The organism is Lysinibacillus sp. NPDC047702, from assembly GCF_050272555.1.
In the GTDB taxonomy this organism is placed as follows: domain Bacteria; phylum Bacillota; class Bacilli; order Bacillales_A; family Planococcaceae; genus Lysinibacillus.
Genome location: NZ_JBNNMG010000002.1, coordinates 162725 through 181864, shown reverse-complemented (window position 1 = coordinate 181864; position 19140 = coordinate 162725). Strand labels below are relative to the sequence as shown.

The window sequence follows — 19140 nt, the reverse complement described above, 5'->3', positions numbered from 1 at the left end:
ACCTTCCAATGCAATAGTATACAAGCTAATTGTGATGAAAGTATGAAATTCCGATAGATTTAATACTAATTTTATAATTTAAATTTTTGAATGATTTCATTTAAATTTTCTGCCATCTCCGCTAAATTAGCTGAACTATTTTGAATTTCATCCATGGAGCTAGCTGCCTGTTCGATTGTGGCGGATGTTTCTTGTATACCTGCAGCGGATTGTTCCGATACAGCAGCAATTTCATCCACTGATTTATGAATGCTAGCCGTATTTTGGACTACCTCCTCTAGCTTCGTGGACATGCTGTCTATGTTGTCTGACATCGAGGAAACCGCCTCAGTAATTTGATTAAATGTTTCATTCGTTGAAGCTATTTGCGTTGTACCTTTTTCAACCTCGCCATAGCCATTCTCCAGTGAAGCCGTAACTGTCTTAGCATCTAATTGAACCTTCTGAACAATTTCTGTAATATCGTCAACCGAAACGGCTACTTGTTCAGCAAGCTTACGTACCTCATCAGCAACGACTGCAAACCCTTTCCCATGCTCACCTGCTCGTGCCGCTTCAATAGCTGCATTAAGGGCTAATAAGTTCGTCTGTGCAGCTATCTCCTGTATGACTGCAACGATTTTAGAAATATTCTGTGTTTGTTTACTTAACCCATCCACCTTTTGAACAGCATCTTTCACGATAAAATGGATTGAGGCCATCTGCTCTGTAGATGTGTTCATTAAATCCTTGCCTTCCTTCGTTAATGCCATGACATCCTGTGAATACTGATAAACATACTTGCTGCTATAATTGACATCTGTCATTTTCGTATTAAATTCCATCATATTTGTGGCTACATCTGATGCATTACTTGCCTGCAATTCTGTGCCACTTGCAATTTCAGTGACGGTATCGACAATTTGTTCTGTACCTGTCTTGACCTCTGTTGCTGATTGCATAAGCTCTTCACTATGAGCAGCTACATCGTTCGATACTCGTTGAATATGTGCTAAAAAACGATTCAAAATATCCGACATTGTATTGGTCGCTTCTGTTAGATGCCCTACCTCATCACTTGATTTCACTATCAGTGCAGGCTCACTTAAATCGCCGTCTGTAATACGTTGCATACGATTCGTCACTGTAATAATAGGTCTTGAAATGACACGTGCACTAATAAAGGCAATTCCAATTGACACAACAACAAGGATGATTCCAACGATAATACTGGTAATCTGCTTATTATCTCCGGCAGTAATAATGTCTTTGCCTACAGTCGTTATGGATTGCTTACGATTTTCTGCTAAGCCTTCATAGCCTTCTCTTATTTCGGTAGCCTTTGTATCCATAGTAGCTAAATTTTTAGTCGCCGTTTCAATATTGCCCTGATCATAAACATCAAAGACATCTTTTTCAACATAGCTACTCCATTCCTTGGCCATTGTCGCAAACTTGTTAAATTCTACTGATTCTGATAGAGCTAAACGAATTTTTTCATTTTTTAATGCACGTTCAACATTATCATCAAAAATATGCCTATATTTTTCATCACCCGAAAGCACATAGCCTCTCGCAGCTGCTATTCTTAGGCTAATCGTTGAAGCGAGTTCATAGTCTGTAATTAAAAGTTGTAATTCCTCTTCAATAATTTGCTCCGTTGCACTATTGCTCTGATTAACTGAATAAAAATTGTATCCTATGTACAAAATCACAATTGCTACTACAATGCTAAAGGAAAAAACAATTCTTTTACTAATTGACTTAAATTTCATGTATAAATTCTCCTTATTTTTTGAATGAGGACCTTCTTTATTACTATTAGTAATCTATCATTATTAAATTAAACAAGGGTAATTTAATAATTTTTTCTATATTTAAAGAAATAACTCAGCAATTTTTAAGTAATTTTCAGCATATTTCGATTTTATTTTACAAATCCAAATGCACTAATGAATTTTTATAACCGGGATTTTTGAACTAAAAAGAACAGCCCTACTTTGTAAAATTAAAGATAAGTGAATGTATGTTTTTATTATAAAAACAGTAACTTATCTTTAATGTCACACATTATATGATAATTAGTACATCACTTATATATTAGTGGTGTACTTTTTTATTTTGTAGACCTCTTAAATGACCCCATTTACTACTACATCAGTAGTGTTGTATTTGTTGAGTTTACAACGACATTTTTTGTATAACGAACAAGAGCATACATTCTTAGAACATATATTCTTTAAAGGTGGTGTAAGTGTTGAAAGAATACACTGTAAAAGAGGTAGCAGAACTCTTAAGTAAACATGAAGAAACCATTAAGCGTTGGATTCGAACGAGAAAGTTTCCTAACTCATACAGAAACAGTGACAAGGAAGGTTGGAGAATACTTGAATCAGATTTATTGAAGTTGGAATACTATTATCCCGAACAACAAAACAGAGAAACAGAACGATGAATTAAGTTTTTCTGGGTCTGATGAAACGAAGTTAGTTAAATTAGCATATGAAGCTGTCACTCTCACTTCTCCCACCAATGAAATTCTATCTATCCTTTCTGTTGTAGGTATAAAAAGAACTTTAGAGATACTCCTGATTATGTAACAATCAGCTACCAAGGTTAAAAATCCTGACGGCTTTATCCGTAAAGCCATTCGAGAAAATTGGAGTCCTACTTCAATTCCATTTAAACTAAAAAAAGAACAAAGTAAATCACTTTATGATTTAACACAACAAAATAATGACAATAAAATAATTGCTGTGCAAAATCAACAAGCAAGGGCTTTTTTCCTTTTTATGACTGGCTTGAAGAACGAGAGTGATAGGTAGGTGTTATTCCATGTTTGAATATTGGTATGATTATTATCCTGATGGTGTTGAAAGTCGTTTTGAGTTATTAGTTTTTAATAGTAACAATCAACCGTTTCTACCATTAACCGAGCATTATCATGATTCTCTTAGGAAAATCAGGAAAAGCACTGCTCTTTCGTATGTCCAATGCCTACTCCCCTTCTTTAGACCAATATAGCAACTATCAGGGTAGCCGAGTTAAATGGGATGATTCGCCAGACATCATACGAATAGCCGTTGAAGATTACCTTATTAAAGTAAGAGATAATGATACTTTTCGATTTGTAAATCGAACAAATAAAAGTCCGAATACAGTTAATCGTTTTCTTTCAGCATTAAAATCATTCTATAAATCTCTAATTCATTTAAAGCAATATAGGTATTTAAATCCTCTAATAGATTCATATGCAATTTTAAATGATTATAAGAGTAATACAGAAGGTGTGAGAAAGGATAAACCGTATGCCATCAGTAGCAGGAACAGAGGATACCACCATAGAAGATTAACAGATTCTTATTTCAAACTAATCAATGAAGAATGGTAACCTGAAATTATTGGTGATATTCACCTTCCTTATCAGGTTTATCAAGCAGGAAAAAAAGTAAATTGGTCATTAAGAAAAGTTGTGATAGCCCGTATGCTTTTTGAAACGGGGGCAAGAGCTTCGAAGTGAGTGGAATCGGTTAAATCGACTACGACAAGCATTTTTAAAAGCGTGTGGACAAGCTAAATCAACCAATTGCGATTTACCTTTAGACTTTCATTATGATGAACCGGAACGGGTAGGAGAACGTTTTTATTTTCACTTGTGGGACAAACCAGCATTCGTTTTAAATCATCAAGAGCAATTCCCTGCTTCATCGTTAAAATTAGCATATAAACAGTAAAAGTCGATAATAAAGTAAGATTTTCCTTTCATGCTATTCCAAAAGGACAAATAGTTTTGTAAGCTTATTACAAAACTATTTGTTCAATAAAGTTTTATTATTCAGCTTCTTTATTGTTTCTGTAATTCCCCCTATTCAAAGAACATAACTAGATCAAAAGCTTTACGTGAACTACCCACCACTTAGTAGCTCTTACAGCTTACTTGAACAAATCCCTAGCATTTCTATACAATTATTTAATTTTTAAAGGTATCGTTTCTGATTGATTATCCCATGTTAATGTTATTTCAATTTCTGAGTTTTCCGTTTCATATGTACATCCATTTGGTAGCACAAAAACGCCATGTTCATCTAATGGCGCAACACCTGATGCTTTATCATAAGAATATTCTACTTTTTCTGGAATAGGTTCATTTCCAATAAATTTTATTGTCCCACTGGTTGATTGACAACTATCCCCTTTCATAACTTCATATTTTACATTCCAATTATCACTTTCTCCCGAAAATATAAAAGTTTCTCCTGCACAAGCTGATAAAAGTGTAACAATGAAGAAAATGATCCAAAGTCTTACTCTTTTAATATTCATATAATTTCTCCCTCCAATTATTAATCTCAAAAAAATACATATAAATAAATCTACACTAACGTCGCGTGAATTTTAATTGAATTTTCTGTTTTCTATTTCTTCCGTTTTTAAAGAAAATGAAAGACACTTAAATAGAGATAGTAAACATCCATTTTTTTACTATAACCATTGACTGGGGCAACTTACAGTTCAAAATCCTTATGGTACTGTATTTCCTTCTATTTTCCGAAGCCAAATACGTGCCGGTTTCCATAGTACTGCTTTTAAGTACCTAGTAATTTGTAGATACGTCCGTGAACTGTTTGTGTGAAGCTGTGCTAGCACGTTTAAGCAGTATACGATCATTGCAATGTACACCTGATTGTGCACAGCTTGCTCACTTTGCCCGTAGAACTTTTTAATGTTCAGATGCTGTTTCATCCATTTGAAAAACAGTTCGATTGCCCAGCGTGACTTATAAAGTTCAGCGACTTCATCTGCACTTAAATCAAGACGATTCGTCATCAGATATAGCTCTTTACCAGTTGGATCCAGTACTTTGATACGGCGAAATACATTTTCAGCACGATTTTACGTGTTGCCAATCAGAATCATTTCATCCGATAACACAGATGACTGTTCAGGTACTTCGAATGATTCAATCACACGTGTTACAGCGTTTTTTCGTAAGCGTGAGACAAAGAAAAATCCATCATCTGTCATGCGGTCAAAGCGCTCATAATCTAGGTAGCCTCGGTCAAACACGTACATGCATTCCTTGTCATCAACGAGAATTTCAAGCTGACCACGATCATGTTCTTTCGCGTTCGTTAGCACCGCTTTATCAGGGTACGAACAACCTTTTTCTAGATAAACAAGGCGCAAATGCAACTTCACACCTGATTTTGTTTTACGGAATTCAGCCCATCTATGGTTCTTTAAGTTCAATGGCAGTGTGCTGGAATCGATGATTTTCAGTGGTGTTGTGATTTTTCGACGCTGCTCAAAATGTGTTTTCTTATGGATTTGCGTGACTAAGTCTAGAAAAATCTGTTGGAAAAACTCAGATGGCACTTGATTTAATCGACGGCCTAGCTGCGAAAAGCTGATGGACTCTAAATGCGTTGCTTTTTGTAAGTCGTCTGATAACAGCGTATCACTGATGGCACGTAGACTTTCGGTTTCATTCAGCTGGGCAAACAGTAATAATCTCAAGAATGAAGCGATGTGATGCTTCTTTGTATAGGTATTTAATTGATGATTTTCAACTAATTTTTCCATTTGTGTAGAAGAAATAGGTGAAAACCATTGTTCAAATGATGTTTTTCGTGTAAACTTATCCATGCTTATGTCCTTTATTTTGGATTTGGATGGTTTACTACCGCCAAACCATTATAAAGGCTTTTTTTATGCATGGATAATATTGCGGAAAATTCAGTTTTTTGAAATACGTTGAATTATTTTAATGCGACGCTAGTGACTTTTAATAAAATAAAAATTGGCTGCTCCTGTTATTTTTTCTCGATTTGATAATCAATTTGTAAAAAGGGTAATCCAAAAAAGCGCATTTTATGAACAGCTGTTAGTATTTCATCTTTTGCAGTTATCACAAAATGTTCCTGTAAGGGCAATTGAAATAAAAATTGATGGATGGCTAAATAAATGCCTGCATCCCCATTATGAGCACTAGTCAAGTGCAAACGTCCATTCCCTTCATATAAATACAATACCCCTATCATCGTTGAAAATGGTAATGGCAGTGCAATATTCATATAGGTTGTTTGATTTGTAGTATGCTTTGAATAAATGGCTACAAAGGTTGTTTGTTTATCGATTGCACGAATCCAGGCACGTGGGGCAGAACGCCCATCTTGCTGTTCGTCTACTTTTACAATCCTCCCTGTCATCTCTATTTGCTGGCTAGATAAGGGTAAATTTAGCTGTTGTATATAGCGACTAAAGCCTTGATAAATCAAAGCAAATGGTTTAAACCAGGCTTTCCATTTGACAGATGCCTTTAAACGATACTGTTCTGTTTGCTCATAAAAATGCGGGATTGCAGGAGGTAATGCTGTAGTATCAACAAAATCATGAAGTACATCAACTAATCCTGGATGAGGATCATTTTGCTCACGTAGTTTCCCGCGAATTTGACTAACTGGAAATTGTACAGGTTGATGACTGGTTTTAGGAACAGCGGCAGCCCACGCTAACACACCTACCGCTCCAAAGAAAACACCATTGATAACACCATGAAATTTTAGCATTTCTGGTATCCCAACAGAAAAATATCCAAGCAAATTACCTAATGCATACATGATTGACCATAAAATTGTGATACATAAAGAACCATAGGAGACACGTAATAGTAATCCTTGTATTGCAGTAAGCTTAGTTTTTAGCACAAGTATAAATAAGCTGTAAATAGCAATGATGTATAATCCCACAGAAAAAACCTCTAGTATTGTAGAGAACGTAATGCCTAGAGCAACAAGAAACGGTCCACTCCATATAACGACAAAAATCCAATTGAATAATCTGCTTTGATGAATACGTCCAAAAAGACCAATTGAAATGGCTAACAGGCAGGCTGAGTAATGAAAATGGATGGCTGTTAACCATGTAATTAATGGGGAAAAGCCTGTATCGATTTTTGCAATAAAAGCAAAAAACCAAAGTCCCCCTATAAATAAGTACATAAGTCCAAGATCAATCGAAATTTCCGCTAAATTTGTAAAGCCACGTTGTAAAAACCGATTTACCCCTTGGAGTGCTATAAACACTGTATAGAAAACATAGATAAGAGCTAGAACAATGGCTAGCCACCCTTCCGTCCACCAGTGAAGCATCGTAACTGCAACCATCATTGCGGCAATGATTACATCGCCGCCTCTAGAAATGTTCACCACCATTTTTATCATTGCAGGTATAAAAATTAGCTGTGCAATGGTAAGTAACAACATAAAGTTAGGCTGCTCGCTAAAGCAAAAACAAATAGCTGACAGCATAAAACCTAGTATTATAATAGGATTAGCCAGATTGTTGCGTAAATTCGCCAGCATCCATCATCAGCCTCCCTATCAACGGATTATGGATGGACACATGAATTGTAAACACATTTCTTTTGTCATCAAAACCTTCCTCCACCACAACATGCCCCTCCAAAAATTTTGGAAGCACACACTCTAATTTGGACAAAACCAGACGTTGAAGACCTGAACGAATGACCAATCGACCTTCACGCGTCACAGAAAAGTGCAAATCAGAATAAAAAAGAGCTGGTGCACCTAAATAATCCTTTACTATTTTATTAACTAAATCCACTGTCATTCTTGCATTAAAATATCTTGTTCTCTTTGGAAAGTGGAAGGCGCGTTCCCATTCAACTTCCAGCTCACCACTTGGTAGCGTTCGACAAGTATTACAAATTGTAAACGGGATATTCTCACCTGACTCAGGGAACAGGAATTTTGTTACAGTCGCCACGGAATAAAAGGGACGTAGCCACTTTGCTCCCGATTCAATTTTATGCATAACCCCTGTCGCATAAAATGGTTGATCTACTGGCAATGCATAACGCTCTTGAAGTTTTGGATGCAGTTTTGTAAAATCCTCACCTAATATGGTTCGATAAATGGTCATATTGACTCCCCTCTTTTCCGTATGCAGCTTCTGGCACTTGGCATATCTTTACTAATTATTAAACCGACTATGGACAATACCCATAACGCTAGATTAAAAGTCACTGGATTAAATGGTGCAGCAGCTATCGTCATATCTGTAAATACAGCCCCTATTGTTAAAAGTGGAAACAGAATAATTTGCGCTACAAACAATAAGCGCTTTCCTCGTGGTAATAGCCAGCAAAGCCCGAACAAAACCTCTGCTATGCCAATCCCAATGACAATTTGGTTAGCATTACTCGAAGAAACAGCTTCTTCGTTTGGCTTTACTGTTATTTTACTCAAATTCATCTCGATTTTGCTTGATTCAGCATTTGTTTCGCTCAGCTTGTTCTCGGATTCGCTCAGCTCTACCTCGGTTCTGCTCGGATTCACCCCAATTTCGCTCAGCTCCACATCAGTTTTGCTCGGCTCCACCCTATATCCGCTCAGCCCCACATCAGTTTTGCTCAGCTCTACCCTATATCCGCTCTGCCTCACACCAATTTCACTTGGCTCCAACTCAATTTCGCTCAGCCCCATCTCAGGCTCACTCAGTTGATGTAAATCTCTTTCTAGTATTTTCTCCATCAGCATGACCTCTGTGGGATGCTGCACAATGATTTTGGGAACAAGCCCGTGATATAACCATACAAAGCAAAAGAGGACGCTTATTAAGGTTGTTAAAAAGAATCGTCGATACTGGGAGGCAGGGTTTTCTCCCTTTTCAAGCCATCTCTTTAAAACATCGAAGCTCAGCGCTGTTGCCCAGCCCATAATTGGACGAAACATAACGTCCAATAACTTTCCTAATTTTCCATAGCGAACATCATAATCATACTGTGTTAAAAATGTCAGCCCCTTTTTATGAGGGATATACTGCCAATAGCCTCTTCCCTCCGCAATAGGAGAAATTTTTTGTGGTGTCCCAAAATGCAATGAGGATGTTTTAGTACCATCCTTTTTCTGATGCTCTCCCTTACTTTCACCCCAGCCACGCACCACTACACCTGATATTACCTTTGTTTCATAGGTAAATCGCTGAGGCTCTTCCACAGATTTTTTTTCAATGTAGGTAATGGAGGTAAAACGTAGATCCCACTGCTCATGAAGCTTCGGATTTTGTGTGTAGGTCCATGCCTCCTCAATAGGTGCAAGTATATCCACCTCCACATAAATAGGCTTTTTCTTCATGCCTTACCCCTCCTTAATGATCAGCCCTATTTAGATATATGGTCCTTTACAAGTGTAGTCGTTGCTTGAAGAAGCTGAGTATCTATTACAAGACTTCCTCCATTATTTTTCTTTGGGGCACTACCGTAAAATGATAGGCTATCCCTTTTTCGAAAGAATCAATCTGCTGTCCTTGTATTCTATATCTTCTATTGTGAATCTATCATTGACTCAAGATAGTTATTTTTCTCGTCTTCTTTAAAACTAACAACCTACAATCGCTAATCATATTAACTCTTTTAATTTGTTCATTCACTTTTTATGGATCGTTTTTTATGTAGACGCTAATATTATTTTTTTCATCATCGTCAAGACTATCCTCCATTTTCAAATCGATTTATACTACTATTAACATTATAGCAGTAAATTGATTTATCACCATAAACTGGACAGTATTATCAAATTTGGCTCTTCACCATAACTTGTGGTTGACTTCCGCTCCAGTCAACTACTATTACGATTAAAAATGTCAACCACATCTTTTGGTGATGAACCTCAAATTTACTATTTTTTAAAAAACTTGAATCGAAATGGGCGTTCGCGAAGTCTAATGGGTGGAAGGAGGCGATTTTCATTACTACACAGCGCGTTTCACTAGTAGAGTTAGCTCAAAACGGAGATGAGCAAGCATTTTATCAGTTGATTGAACAGGAGCAGCATAAACTTTATCGCATGGCTTATGTCTATGTACAAAATGAAAATGACGCCGTAGAGGTTTTCCAGCAAACAATCATTCGTGCCTATGAGGGACTGCCACAGTTAAAGGAGCCACACTATTTTTCAACCTGGCTAACGCGCATTATTATTAATGTTTGTAAAACCTATATAGCAAAGAAAAATTCGGTACAACTTGTCGAACCACATACTTTAGAGGATTTTACTAGTACAACACCTACATATATCGAGGAGGAGCTGGATCTTTGGCATTCTCTTTGTAAGCTTGAGGAAAAATATAAAACCGTTCTGCTACTTCGTTTTTATCAGGACTACTCAGTAAAAGATATTGCTACAATTTTACAATACCCAGAAGGCACTGTGAAAACAAATATACGACGCGGCTTACAGGCTTTACGACAACAATTAAAGGGGGCATATATAGATGAATGGGTGCAATCCGTTGAAAGAGGTCATTAATACGATTCCAATACCTGAGGGACGATTAAAAGAAGTGTTACGTGTTGAAGGGATGTCCAAAGTCTTTCAACAAAAGCATCATACAGTACAAGCATTGAAAAATATCCATTGTACCATCTATCAAGGCGAAATGGTGGCTATTATGGGGACAAGTGGTTCTGGTAAAAGTACATTACTGAACATGATTAGCGCCATCGATGAGCCAACTGAAGGTGCGCTATTTTTATTTGGCAAGGAAGCACATGATATTTATCAGGAGCCAAATGCATCGAAATTTCGCAAAGAAAATATCGGTTTTATTTTTCAATCCTTCCATCTGTTAAAAGATTTATCAGTTGAAGATAATATCGCACTTCCACTTATCCTCAATGACCTGCCAAGTAAAGACATAAAAGTGCGCGTCCAGCACATGATGGAAAAGCTTAATATTGCCGCATGGGCAAAGCATCGACCAAGTGAGCTGTCAGGGGGGCAAAAGCAACGAGTCGCTATAGCTCGTGCCGTTATAGCAAATCCTCCAATTCTGCTGGCAGATGAGCCGACTGGTGCACTGGACGTGAATACGACGGATGAAATTTTAGAGCTTTTAGTAGATTTGCAAAAAAATATGAATCAAACGATATTACTCGTTACACATGATCCTTATGTCGCAACCTACGCGAATCGTGTATTATTCTTCCAAGATGGGGCCATTGTGGATTCCTATCAGAATCAGCAAACGGCAGAGGATTTGGATTGTATTTTAGCGAAGTTCAAGCTCATTACTAGAGGTGATCTTTAATGTTTACGATGCGTAGCATTGCCGTGAAGCTATTTCGTGCAGCTTGGTCAAATGTATTAACGAGTATTAGTATTATTACAATTTCTATTTGTCTTGTGATGACAATGAGTGTTTATATATGGAATGCAAACACACAAATGAAGGAAGAAATTCAAGCACTGTTAGGTGAAATGGATTTGATGGTGGGTTATAATCCTGAGCAAAATAAGCTATTAACAAAGAGCCAAATTGAAAGTTTCGAAGAAATCTATGGTGTGACAAAAGTGTCAAGTGTATCTCTAGCTCATACAATCATTGAAAATGAAAAAAGCACAAGTTTTTATACGGTTGGCGTTGAAAATGATGTATTAGTAAAAAGCCGCTATCATTTTACTGTTAATCTTGGTCCAAAAGATGTTGTCATTACTGAAAATGTGGCACGCCTCTTTAAGAAAGAGGTTGGCGATACGCTAAACATTACTTTCAATAAAACAATTGGAGATGAAATTGAAGCAGACATAGTCAACTTTACGATACAAGAAATTCTTCCAGCTTTGAAAGGTACAGATAGCCCTAATATGATTCTTCTGCAAAATGAAGTCCTAAAAACATGGATGAATTATAGTGACGAACAAACCGCTGGTCAGTTTGCCTTATTTAAAACAGAAAATAATATGGCAACCTCTGTAGGGATGGAATTAAAGCTGCATGATGAAACTTTACGTGTTGATATTATGAGTGAATATGATGAATTTAAGAAAAATTTCCAGGCTTTAATGATTTTTATAATTGTCCTGTCATTCTTTATCTTACTTATTTCAAGTGTCCTATTGCTGTCAACGTTCCAGCTGTTATTTTACAAAATTAAAGAACAGTTAATGGTATTAAGAGCACTCGGTGCCTCCACAAAACAAGTACGAACTATTGTACAATTGCAGCTATCTTCCATTGTCATTTTTGGTGTGTTGCTCGGCACTACTGTCAGCTTGCTCGTTATTAAAAGTTGGTTACCACAATTGATTATCTTAATGAAATTACCAAGCGCACGAACAGATCTACCAATTGTTTTTGTACTCATCATAGCCGTGTCGAGTTTTTTAATTCTACAATTCATAACTCAGTGGCAGGTTAGAAAAAGTGCAAGTCTATTGCCTTTACAAATTGCAACAGAGAACGAAACATTAAGTCTGCGCTGGACAAAATGGAAAACAATCGTCGTGAGTGGCGTTATAGTTATATCCCTATTTTTATTTTTAAATGCACAATTTACAGATACAGAGAGCGGTAAAAGTGCCTTATTATTTTTAATAGCGACACTACTACTTTGTGGGATATTGTTGTTTATCATGCCATACCTGTTTACAGTATTGTTAAATATTTCATTAAAGCCTATACGGGCAGTTTTTGGCAAAGAAGCTTATTTAGCTTGTCAGCAGCTTATGCCACAAGTGCGTAAAAATATGCCAATTGTTCTAAGTATTATTGGATTAATGGTTATTTTGGTATTTGGTAGCTCATTATTTAAATCAGTTCAACAAACTTCCTATCAATATATTAATTCTCAATATGAAGCTTCCATTAAAATTGATAATGAATTATATGATCCAACCTTTAAATCTGATTTGGTTAAAGAAATTGAATCATTGCCGAGCGTGACCTATGCCTATGCTAAGAGTGATAATTCTTTTATTGCATTGCAGCTCGAGAATGAATGGATACCAGAAAACTATACAACCGTGGATTTCGAAAAATATACTCAATTGGGGAAGCTTAATAAAATTAACGGTAATTACAAAGATGGGGTCTTAATAGCTGAGAAATTTGCTAAAAAGCACCATCTATCTGTAGGTGACAGTTTAACAATTGGTAAATTTGATTATACACTGCAGCAATATATCACTTCTGGTCAATTGCAGATTATCGGTATTATTGATTCACCTATTCAGCATGTAAATTTAGTGATGGACTGGTCATCTACTTTGATAGAGATTGATAAACCCATAGTGACAACTATTATGGTAGAAGCTGATAATACTGAACAGGCTCTAGCTGACCTTGCCTATTTACAAGAACGATGGCCGGCATTGAAATTAACGGATAAAGAGTCAATTATTCTACAGAATGAAGAAATGACCTTCCAGCGCTGGAGTCTATTTGTTGGTGTCTTTGTGATTTTAATTGCTGCTACTTGTCTTGGTGTATTACAGACATTGCTGCATACCATTTATGCCAAACGTAGTGATTATGCTATTCAGCGACTTATTGGCCTTTCTCCAAATGGACTAATAAAGCTGATTTTGACACAAGTGCTGTCATTTGTATTGTATGGACTGGCAGTTGGCACCATTATTGGCTTAGTGTTGACAAGATTGCTGGGCTTTATTGATGAGGGCTCAGCAATCTATTATGATTTCTTTACTTTAGGTATGACGAGTCTCGTCTTTTTAGGTGCAACATTTGTTGTGTTCACTTTACAAGGTTACTGGATTAGTCGCAGAAAATTAGCAAATGAAATGATAGAAATGTAAAATGAAAGCAGACCCTCAACTGACTTGAAGGGTCTGCTTTCATGTTGTTGAAATACTATTATGTCAATGAAATCAAGGTGACAAATTAAAAAGTATAGCCCTTTTTCAAAACGAGGGGTTGATCTCCGTTCCGACTGAGTGCTTTCCTGGGGGCGTCCGATGAGCCGCTTCACTCGCATAGCTCGCTCCAGGGTCTCATCTGTGACGCTGAATCCCCGAGGAGTCACTCAGTCTACACTCCAATCAACCGTTGCTCATCGTATTTTCTTCTGGCAATTCACACAAAGATATAGTGATAAATTTGAAGTCTTAGCCATCATTTATTGTGCAAAAATGGAGTTTTGATAACATTTTTCTATGCGAAAACAGAGGAGTACTTTATGTAAAGTTACAAAGTAGTTTTACACATAAAATGTAGGTTAACTGCTGTAGAATTTGTACCAATATTCTATCCATTTAATGATGGTGAGTAACATGCTTTTACTTTACTTTTCTTTTGAGGGAAGAAAATATTTAAAGTTCTACACTATTGCTGATTGGAGTGCAAGGCTACTCGACTCCCGTGGGATAGCGAGACAGACGAGACCCTGCACGGAGCGTCAGCGCAGGAAGCGGCTCGTCGCTCGCCCACTGGAAAGCGAGTAGCCTGGAACGGAAATCACCTTCATATTGACTAAATATTTACAAAGAGTCCCTTGACTATTTAATTTTTCAACACTATGAAAGCAGACCCTCAACTGATTGAAGGGTCTGCTTCATTTATCACGACCATTTTAAAGTTTATCACCCTATAATTTAGATTTATCGCCCAACTTTTTCATTTTATCGATATCTACCACTTTTACGCTCCTACAAACAACACAGCCTGTCCAATCGCTATAAAAAAGGCTTCATGCTGAATCGGACTAGCGTCTTCAATTTGAAGCGTTATATCAAAATGCGTTTCCTGAAAAACTGCCTGCCAGCGCGCAATGAGTTGATCTTCAAGAGAAAATACTGACCAATCCTCCATTTCCTTGTTCAGTTTTATTTTTTTGGCGCCGCCATCTGTAATGATCAAATCAGGAAGCATGATTTGCCAGCCATCATAGGCAATCATATATTCTTTGCCTGTGACAAAATCCTTTCCTTGAAAATGCACGCGCCCACGACGGGACACCTTTTTGCATGTGAAAAGAGGCTGATTAGCGACATCACTGACATCAAAGCGTACAAAATAGCGATAGTCCATTGTATGGTCAAACGCTTTTTTCAATCCATTCGTATAAATACGTTGAACCGTAGAGGATACTTCCCCTGCATAATTAAATATAGCTATTTTTTCTGTTGATTCAATTGCTGCTGGCTGCTTATATGTATAAATTTTCAATACTTTCGCTCCTTCAAAACCAATGCTTCCTTAAAGCTAACATAAAATAAGCGCCACATACAAAGAATCTATGGGCGCTACTGTGATTATTTTATTGTGAAGGTACTTCTATTGTAAACGACTGGAATTTCACTTCTTTTAGCGATGACCCATCAAATGGAATTTCTGTTTCTGTACCATCTTCATTCATTTGCACACCACCTCCGCCTGTGGGAAGACTTAAATATGGCGTAACGATTAATTTTTGAACGTCTATTGAAATTGGATCAAAATTCTTCGTGCTACTAAATTTCCATTTATCATCTTCGAATTGCCCTTTTCCAGCTCCCGAGTATGAAGTGACCTCCTTACCATTTTCATCTGTAATATGGAATTCCATAAATGCTGAGCTCACTTGCGGGTTATCTATTGTTCCCTTTTCAATAGCTTGATAGTCCAGTGCAATACCTGTAGGACTTATTGACATTTTGGATACCTCCAGTTGAATGTTATCTACTATCTCCTGATGATTTACAGGAACATATACTATGTCAGTTATCTTTTTAATTGGTGTTGTAAACTTCCATTTCTCACCTTTTTCTCCTTCTAACGTAAGACCCATTTCAAAGGAATCAGGCATGTTGTCAATTTGTTTAACATCAAAGGTACTAATTGCTGTTCTAGTTGTAGGGCTTATAATTTTCTCAGAATAGCTTCCGCCACCTATAATTGGTTGTTCTCCATTAATCGTAAAATCCATTCCTGCTCCGAAATAGAGTTCGTTCAATTCTTGTTCAGATTCAATTGTCATTCCAACTGTTATCCGTGATTCATCATAGAGTACTTCATCTACCGTCACAGAAATACCATTAATTGTATGCTTTTCTCCAATAGTGCTTGTTAGCCCTAGTTCACTTGCTTGCTTTAGCCCAAGTACACCCGAGTCACTGAATACAGACCCAACAATCGGTAGCTTTGATAATGTATTTGCGAATGTTGGTGATACATATGCAGCGGAACCAACCATAATACTAAACGCAGCTGCGGCACTTGCTACATATAGTAATGGTTTACGTTTACTTTTTCTATTAATTTGTAAAGGTGTTTGTCTCATATTTGTTTGCTCCTCTGCTTGTTGTATGCCCTTTGTAATTGCTGCACGTACCTCATCTCTTGGGAATGCTGGAAGATTTCCATTTTCATTAAATGACTTTTTCATTGAACGTTGCACTCCTTTCTAATTCTCGCTTTAATTGTTTTTTTCCACGATGTAAATATATTTTAATCGTGCTAACAGGCTTTTCCATTACTTCTGAAATTTCTTTCATCGGCAAATCATGATAATAAAATAAAATAATGGCCATTTGCTGAGAATGATTTAATTGCTTTATGGCTTCCGGTAAGTCGATTGGATTCACAATGACATTTTCTTCATGTTGTAAACGATTTAATAATTCACTTTCTTCGTAAGGAATCATTTTTTGCCCTTTTTTTAGTAAGCGGTAGCATTCATGGATTAAAATGCGAAATAACCATGTGGAGAAAAATTCCGGTTGCTTTAGTTGGTGAACACTTATATAGGCTTTACAGGCTGCCTCTTGAATCGCATCCAGTGCATCTTCTTTTTGGCCAACATAAGAAAGCGCGGTATAAAATAGCTTTTCTTCCTCTAAAATGAGTAGCTGCTCAAACGCTTCCTTATTCCCTGCAATAGCCTGTTTGACGATAGCAATATCATGTTCCATGCTGCTTCCCTCCTTTCAATACTTAGAGTCATTCACTAACGCAAAAGGTTTCACTTTCATCGATTTCTTTTTTTCTTTCCGTCTATTTGCCTTTTCTATCGATCAGTATGGTTCTTCTATCCGTCACTTTGATGCTTCTATCCATCTCTTTTCAGCAAAAAAAGTAGACTACTTCATCTAAAGTAGCCTACTAAACTTCTATTTATCCAATTTAAAGGTTATATCGCCAACACCGATTTCCGAGTTGACTTCTAATACAACATCAGCATTTTCATAAGCTTCATTCACATAAACACCTTTGCCTTTTGAAATTAAGCCTTCTATGCTTGAAGAACCTATCCCTTCTTCTGTTGTTAGTTTTACCCCAACCGTTGATGGTAAAATGACAGTAGCTGCACCAACGCCTGTTTCAATGTTCGTTTCGAAGCTTTTCTTCCAATCGCCACTTAAATCTACCAGTAATTCACCAACGCCTGTTTCTATATCTAAATTTTCAAGCTGTAGGCCTCGTAAATCAAGCTCTGCTGTTGAAGCACCTGTTTCAATAGAGAGATCTATTGGAATATCCTCATTTAGTTCAATATCCCATGTATTTTTCATTTTTCCAAGACGAATGTTCGTTGAGCCTTTATGTTCAATCTCTACAGTTCCTGTTTTACCTTGTAGATCATAATGTACCTGTGGCGCCAATTTTTTAATATTATATTGAGCGGTACCTTCAACCCAATCCTTGGCGCCTTTTTTAACAATCAATTCTCCTACACCAAGATTGATATCAACCTCTAACTTTTTTGCTTTATCCTTCTCTACAAGAATCGTATCATCTCTGGTCTTTTCTGGTAAAACTGAGTAGCATCCCGATAAAAGTAATAACGAAGCACCCATCATTACACCAATTCCAATTATTTTTTTCAATTTTATTTCCTCCCACTATATAATTTACCAATAAATTCATTATATAGGAATACAAAATAATAAAAACGACCCTCCGCTTTAAATTCGTCTAAGACCTGAGACGTAGTAAAGACTCATTCAATATGAGAAAATATCTAAAGATTTGTAGGGAGAAAATTTATTTCCATCATGATCATAAGCATCGATTATTAGCTGTGAAGGAGCTACGGTTGCCTCCAATTCCACTGGCACTAATTGTGCACCATTTGAATCAATGGCTATCTCCATACGCTTTGGTCCAGTGTTTATTACTAATTTTTCGATATGATGATTTGCCAATAAAGGTAAAACAATAAAATGGTTTTCTCGAAAATAAATGATATTCATATAATCTAATTCACTTTGTATATTAAATTCTAATGCATACCCTTTCCCATCATGCTTGAAGATTGAAATACCCTTAATATTATCCCTTGAAAAGTAGCCTATTCTATAAGGGGGTATCGTTAATGTGTCATGCATTGTCATGGTATTGGGTTGAAAAGGACCCCAGTGAATTGCCTGTTGAATTTCTGCTTCATTTTGTACGTAAACACGATCACCAATTCGTTCAGACATATTTCCCAAAATGGCAATAATAATGATGATACATAGTAGTAATCGCCAATACCATTTTTTCATGATTGCCAATAAAGCAAGGATAGATAATATGAAGCTCGAAAATAATCCGACTACCATCCATGGTCGTTGTAATGCCGTATAATCTTTCACCACACCAGACTTTTCTGGATAAATAACCGCTGATGCGGACTGTATAACATTATCATGTTGTTCAAGCATTGTCTTCAAGCCGAACAACAGACATCCTGTGATAAAGATTGAAAGAATAACAGGCATAAACGACTTTCTAGTTGTTTTTTCATTGATTTTTTGAAAGGTTTTCAGCTGTAGCTCCTGAGAAAATGTAGCATCCTTATACAAATTGTTCATGGCACTACGAATCTGATCCATATTCAAATCCCTCCTCCATAAGCGTGATTCCTACCATTTGACGCGCTCGCCTTAATCTTGTCTTAACGGTATTTTCAGGTAGCTTTAACAGATTCGCAATTTCCTTTAACGAAAACTCAGCAAAATGAAATAATAGTAGTACATCTTTATATTTAATAGGCAGTTGCTCGATGGATGCAACAAGCATTGCCTCTGCTTCATTTTCAAGTACTTCCCACTCTGGATTATCGGAAAGGCTTATGAATTTGCCCCAAAAATCAATAACTTGAATTTTTTTATAGCGCCAGCTTGAAAGATAACTATGACAATTATTAATGGCTATACGATATAAATAGGTTTTAACAGAGGCTTCCTCTCGAAATTGCTCCATTCTTTCGTAATATTTAACGAATGTATCTTGAACTAAGTCCTCCGCCACGGTCCAATTTTTCACATATGTATAACATATGCGCAATAAATAATCGCCATAAGTTGTCATAGCACGAGATAGATGAGCATCTTTTTGCTCTTTTATCACCTTTATCATCCTCCCTCGCTCAACTTT

Annotated in this window: 18 protein-coding genes and 1 pseudogene; 7 read left to right on the top strand and 12 right to left on the bottom strand. The window is 36.7% G+C overall.

Features of this window, described 5'->3' with window-relative positions; genetic code table 11:
* Window positions 1–71 precede the first annotated feature (71 nt).
* Window positions 72–1754: a methyl-accepting chemotaxis protein gene (locus ACQKIM_RS02085; RefSeq protein WP_427538313.1), complete on the bottom strand. Its 1683-nt coding sequence runs from the start codon at window positions 1752–1754 to the stop codon at window positions 72–74.
* 482 nt (window positions 1755–2236) lie between these two features.
* Between ACQKIM_RS02085 and ACQKIM_RS02080 the strand changes: the two genes are divergently transcribed.
* The 3 genes from ACQKIM_RS02080 (at window position 2237) to ACQKIM_RS02070 (ending at window position 3713) form a co-directional block, all read left to right on the top strand.
* Complete coding sequence (locus ACQKIM_RS02080) at window positions 2237–2434, top strand: helix-turn-helix domain-containing protein (protein WP_427538310.1); 198 nt, start codon at window positions 2237–2239, stop codon at window positions 2432–2434.
* Between the two features lie 489 nt (window positions 2435–2923).
* Complete coding sequence (locus ACQKIM_RS02075) at window positions 2924–3370, top strand: hypothetical protein (RefSeq protein WP_427538307.1); 447 nt, start codon at window positions 2924–2926, stop codon at window positions 3368–3370.
* A 100-nt stretch (window positions 3371–3470) separates the two neighbouring features.
* Entirely contained in the window at window positions 3471–3713 is a 243-nt protein-coding gene (locus ACQKIM_RS02070) for a hypothetical protein (RefSeq protein WP_427538304.1), read from the top strand.
* 232 nt (window positions 3714–3945) lie between these two features.
* Here the strand turns inward: ACQKIM_RS02070 and ACQKIM_RS02065 are convergent, their stop codons facing one another.
* From ACQKIM_RS02065 to ACQKIM_RS02045, 5 genes and pseudogenes are all read right to left on the bottom strand, one after another.
* Window positions 3946–4302, bottom strand: coding sequence for a hypothetical protein (locus ACQKIM_RS02065; RefSeq protein ID WP_427538301.1), 357 nt, complete (start codon window positions 4300–4302; stop codon window positions 3946–3948).
* 198 nt (window positions 4303–4500) lie between these two features.
* Window positions 4501–5625, bottom strand: a pseudogene (locus tag ACQKIM_RS02060) (IS4 family transposase).
* Between the two features lie 167 nt (window positions 5626–5792).
* Window positions 5793–7343: a YndJ family protein gene (locus tag ACQKIM_RS02055; protein ID WP_427538298.1), complete on the bottom strand. Its 1551-nt coding sequence runs from the start codon at window positions 7341–7343 to the stop codon at window positions 5793–5795.
* The gene (locus ACQKIM_RS02050) at window positions 7312–7923 is read right to left on the bottom strand and encodes a DUF4166 domain-containing protein (protein ID WP_427538295.1); all 612 of its coding nucleotides are present in this window, start codon (window positions 7921–7923) and stop codon (window positions 7312–7314) included. The genes ACQKIM_RS02055 and ACQKIM_RS02050 overlap by 32 nt, the downstream gene beginning before the upstream one ends.
* Window positions 7920–9137 carry a DoxX-like family protein gene (locus ACQKIM_RS02045; RefSeq protein WP_427538293.1) on the bottom strand — a complete coding sequence of 406 codons (1218 nt, stop codon included), beginning with the start codon at window positions 9135–9137 and terminating at the stop codon, window positions 7920–7922. Before ACQKIM_RS02045 ends, ACQKIM_RS02050 begins: the two co-directional genes overlap by 4 nt.
* Before the next feature lie 678 nt (window positions 9138–9815).
* Between ACQKIM_RS02045 and ACQKIM_RS02040 the strand changes: the two genes are divergently transcribed.
* The 4 genes from ACQKIM_RS02040 to ACQKIM_RS02025 all read left to right on the top strand — a co-directional run bounded on the left by ACQKIM_RS02040 (window position 9816) and on the right by ACQKIM_RS02025 (window position 13943).
* Complete coding sequence (locus tag ACQKIM_RS02040; protein ID WP_427538290.1) at window positions 9816–10310, top strand: sigma-70 family RNA polymerase sigma factor; 495 nt, start codon at window positions 9816–9818, stop codon at window positions 10308–10310.
* A 52-nt stretch (window positions 10311–10362) separates the two neighbouring features.
* On the top strand, window positions 10363–11091 hold the full coding sequence (locus tag ACQKIM_RS02035) for an ABC transporter ATP-binding protein (protein ID WP_427538408.1): 729 nt from the start codon (window positions 10363–10365) through the stop codon (window positions 11089–11091).
* A complete protein-coding gene (locus ACQKIM_RS02030) occupies window positions 11091–13598 on the top strand; it encodes an ABC transporter permease (RefSeq protein WP_427538287.1) in 2508 nt (835 codons plus the stop codon). The genes ACQKIM_RS02035 and ACQKIM_RS02030 overlap by 1 nt, the downstream gene beginning before the upstream one ends.
* Window positions 13599–13757: 159 nt before the next feature.
* Window positions 13758–13943: a hypothetical protein gene (locus ACQKIM_RS02025; RefSeq protein WP_427538284.1), complete on the top strand. Its 186-nt coding sequence runs from the start codon at window positions 13758–13760 to the stop codon at window positions 13941–13943.
* A gap of 496 nt (window positions 13944–14439) precedes the next feature.
* Here the strand turns inward: ACQKIM_RS02025 and ACQKIM_RS02020 are convergent, their stop codons facing one another.
* From ACQKIM_RS02020 to ACQKIM_RS01995, 6 genes are all read right to left on the bottom strand, one after another.
* Entirely contained in the window at window positions 14440–14967 is a 528-nt protein-coding gene (locus ACQKIM_RS02020; protein WP_427538282.1) for a tubby C-terminal domain-like protein, read from the bottom strand.
* Between the two features lie 91 nt (window positions 14968–15058).
* Complete coding sequence (locus ACQKIM_RS02015; RefSeq protein WP_427538279.1) at window positions 15059–16165, bottom strand: DUF4179 domain-containing protein; 1107 nt, start codon at window positions 16163–16165, stop codon at window positions 15059–15061.
* Window positions 16149–16691: a sigma-70 family RNA polymerase sigma factor gene (locus ACQKIM_RS02010; RefSeq protein ID WP_427538276.1), complete on the bottom strand. Its 543-nt coding sequence runs from the start codon at window positions 16689–16691 to the stop codon at window positions 16149–16151. Before ACQKIM_RS02010 ends, ACQKIM_RS02015 begins: the two co-directional genes overlap by 17 nt.
* A gap of 198 nt (window positions 16692–16889) precedes the next feature.
* Window positions 16890–17606 (bottom strand): toast rack family protein, encoded by a 717-nt coding sequence (locus tag ACQKIM_RS02005; protein ID WP_427538273.1) that lies wholly within the window; start codon window positions 17604–17606, stop codon window positions 16890–16892.
* Window positions 17607–17723: 117 nt separating this feature from the next.
* Window positions 17724–18596, bottom strand: coding sequence for a hypothetical protein (locus tag ACQKIM_RS02000; RefSeq protein ID WP_427538271.1), 873 nt, complete (start codon window positions 18594–18596; stop codon window positions 17724–17726).
* Window positions 18580–19113 carry a sigma-70 family RNA polymerase sigma factor gene (locus ACQKIM_RS01995; protein WP_427538268.1) on the bottom strand — a complete coding sequence of 178 codons (534 nt, stop codon included), beginning with the start codon at window positions 19111–19113 and terminating at the stop codon, window positions 18580–18582. The genes ACQKIM_RS02000 and ACQKIM_RS01995 overlap by 17 nt, the downstream gene beginning before the upstream one ends.
* Between the last annotated feature and the right edge of the window lie 27 nt (window positions 19114–19140).

Coding starts and splice junctions, on each gene's coding strand:
- ACQKIM_RS02085 (WP_427538313.1), bottom strand. CDS start 1,754: ATGAAATTTAAGTCAATTAGTAAAAGAATTGTTTTTTCCTTTAGCATT.
- ACQKIM_RS02075 (WP_427538307.1), top strand. CDS start 2,924: ATGATTCTCTTAGGAAAATCAGGAAAAGCACTGCTCTTTCGTATGTCC.
- ACQKIM_RS02065 (WP_427538301.1), bottom strand. CDS start 4,302: ATGAATATTAAAAGAGTAAGACTTTGGATCATTTTCTTCATTGTTACA.
- ACQKIM_RS02055 (WP_427538298.1), bottom strand. CDS start 7,343: ATGCTGGCGAATTTACGCAACAATCTGGCTAATCCTATTATAATACTA.
- ACQKIM_RS02050 (WP_427538295.1), bottom strand. CDS start 7,923: ATGACCATTTATCGAACCATATTAGGTGAGGATTTTACAAAACTGCAT.
- ACQKIM_RS02045 (WP_427538293.1), bottom strand. CDS start 9,137: ATGAAGAAAAAGCCTATTTATGTGGAGGTGGATATACTTGCACCTATT.
- ACQKIM_RS02035 (WP_427538408.1), top strand. CDS start 10,363: ATGTCCAAAGTCTTTCAACAAAAGCATCATACAGTACAAGCATTGAAA.
- ACQKIM_RS02030 (WP_427538287.1), top strand. CDS start 11,091: ATGTTTACGATGCGTAGCATTGCCGTGAAGCTATTTCGTGCAGCTTGG.
- ACQKIM_RS02025 (WP_427538284.1), top strand. CDS start 13,758: ATGAGCCGCTTCACTCGCATAGCTCGCTCCAGGGTCTCATCTGTGACG.
- ACQKIM_RS02015 (WP_427538279.1), bottom strand. CDS start 16,165: ATGAAAAAGTCATTTAATGAAAATGGAAATCTTCCAGCATTCCCAAGA.
- ACQKIM_RS02010 (WP_427538276.1), bottom strand. CDS start 16,691: ATGGAACATGATATTGCTATCGTCAAACAGGCTATTGCAGGGAATAAG.
- ACQKIM_RS02000 (WP_427538271.1), bottom strand. CDS start 18,596: ATGGATCAGATTCGTAGTGCCATGAACAATTTGTATAAGGATGCTACA.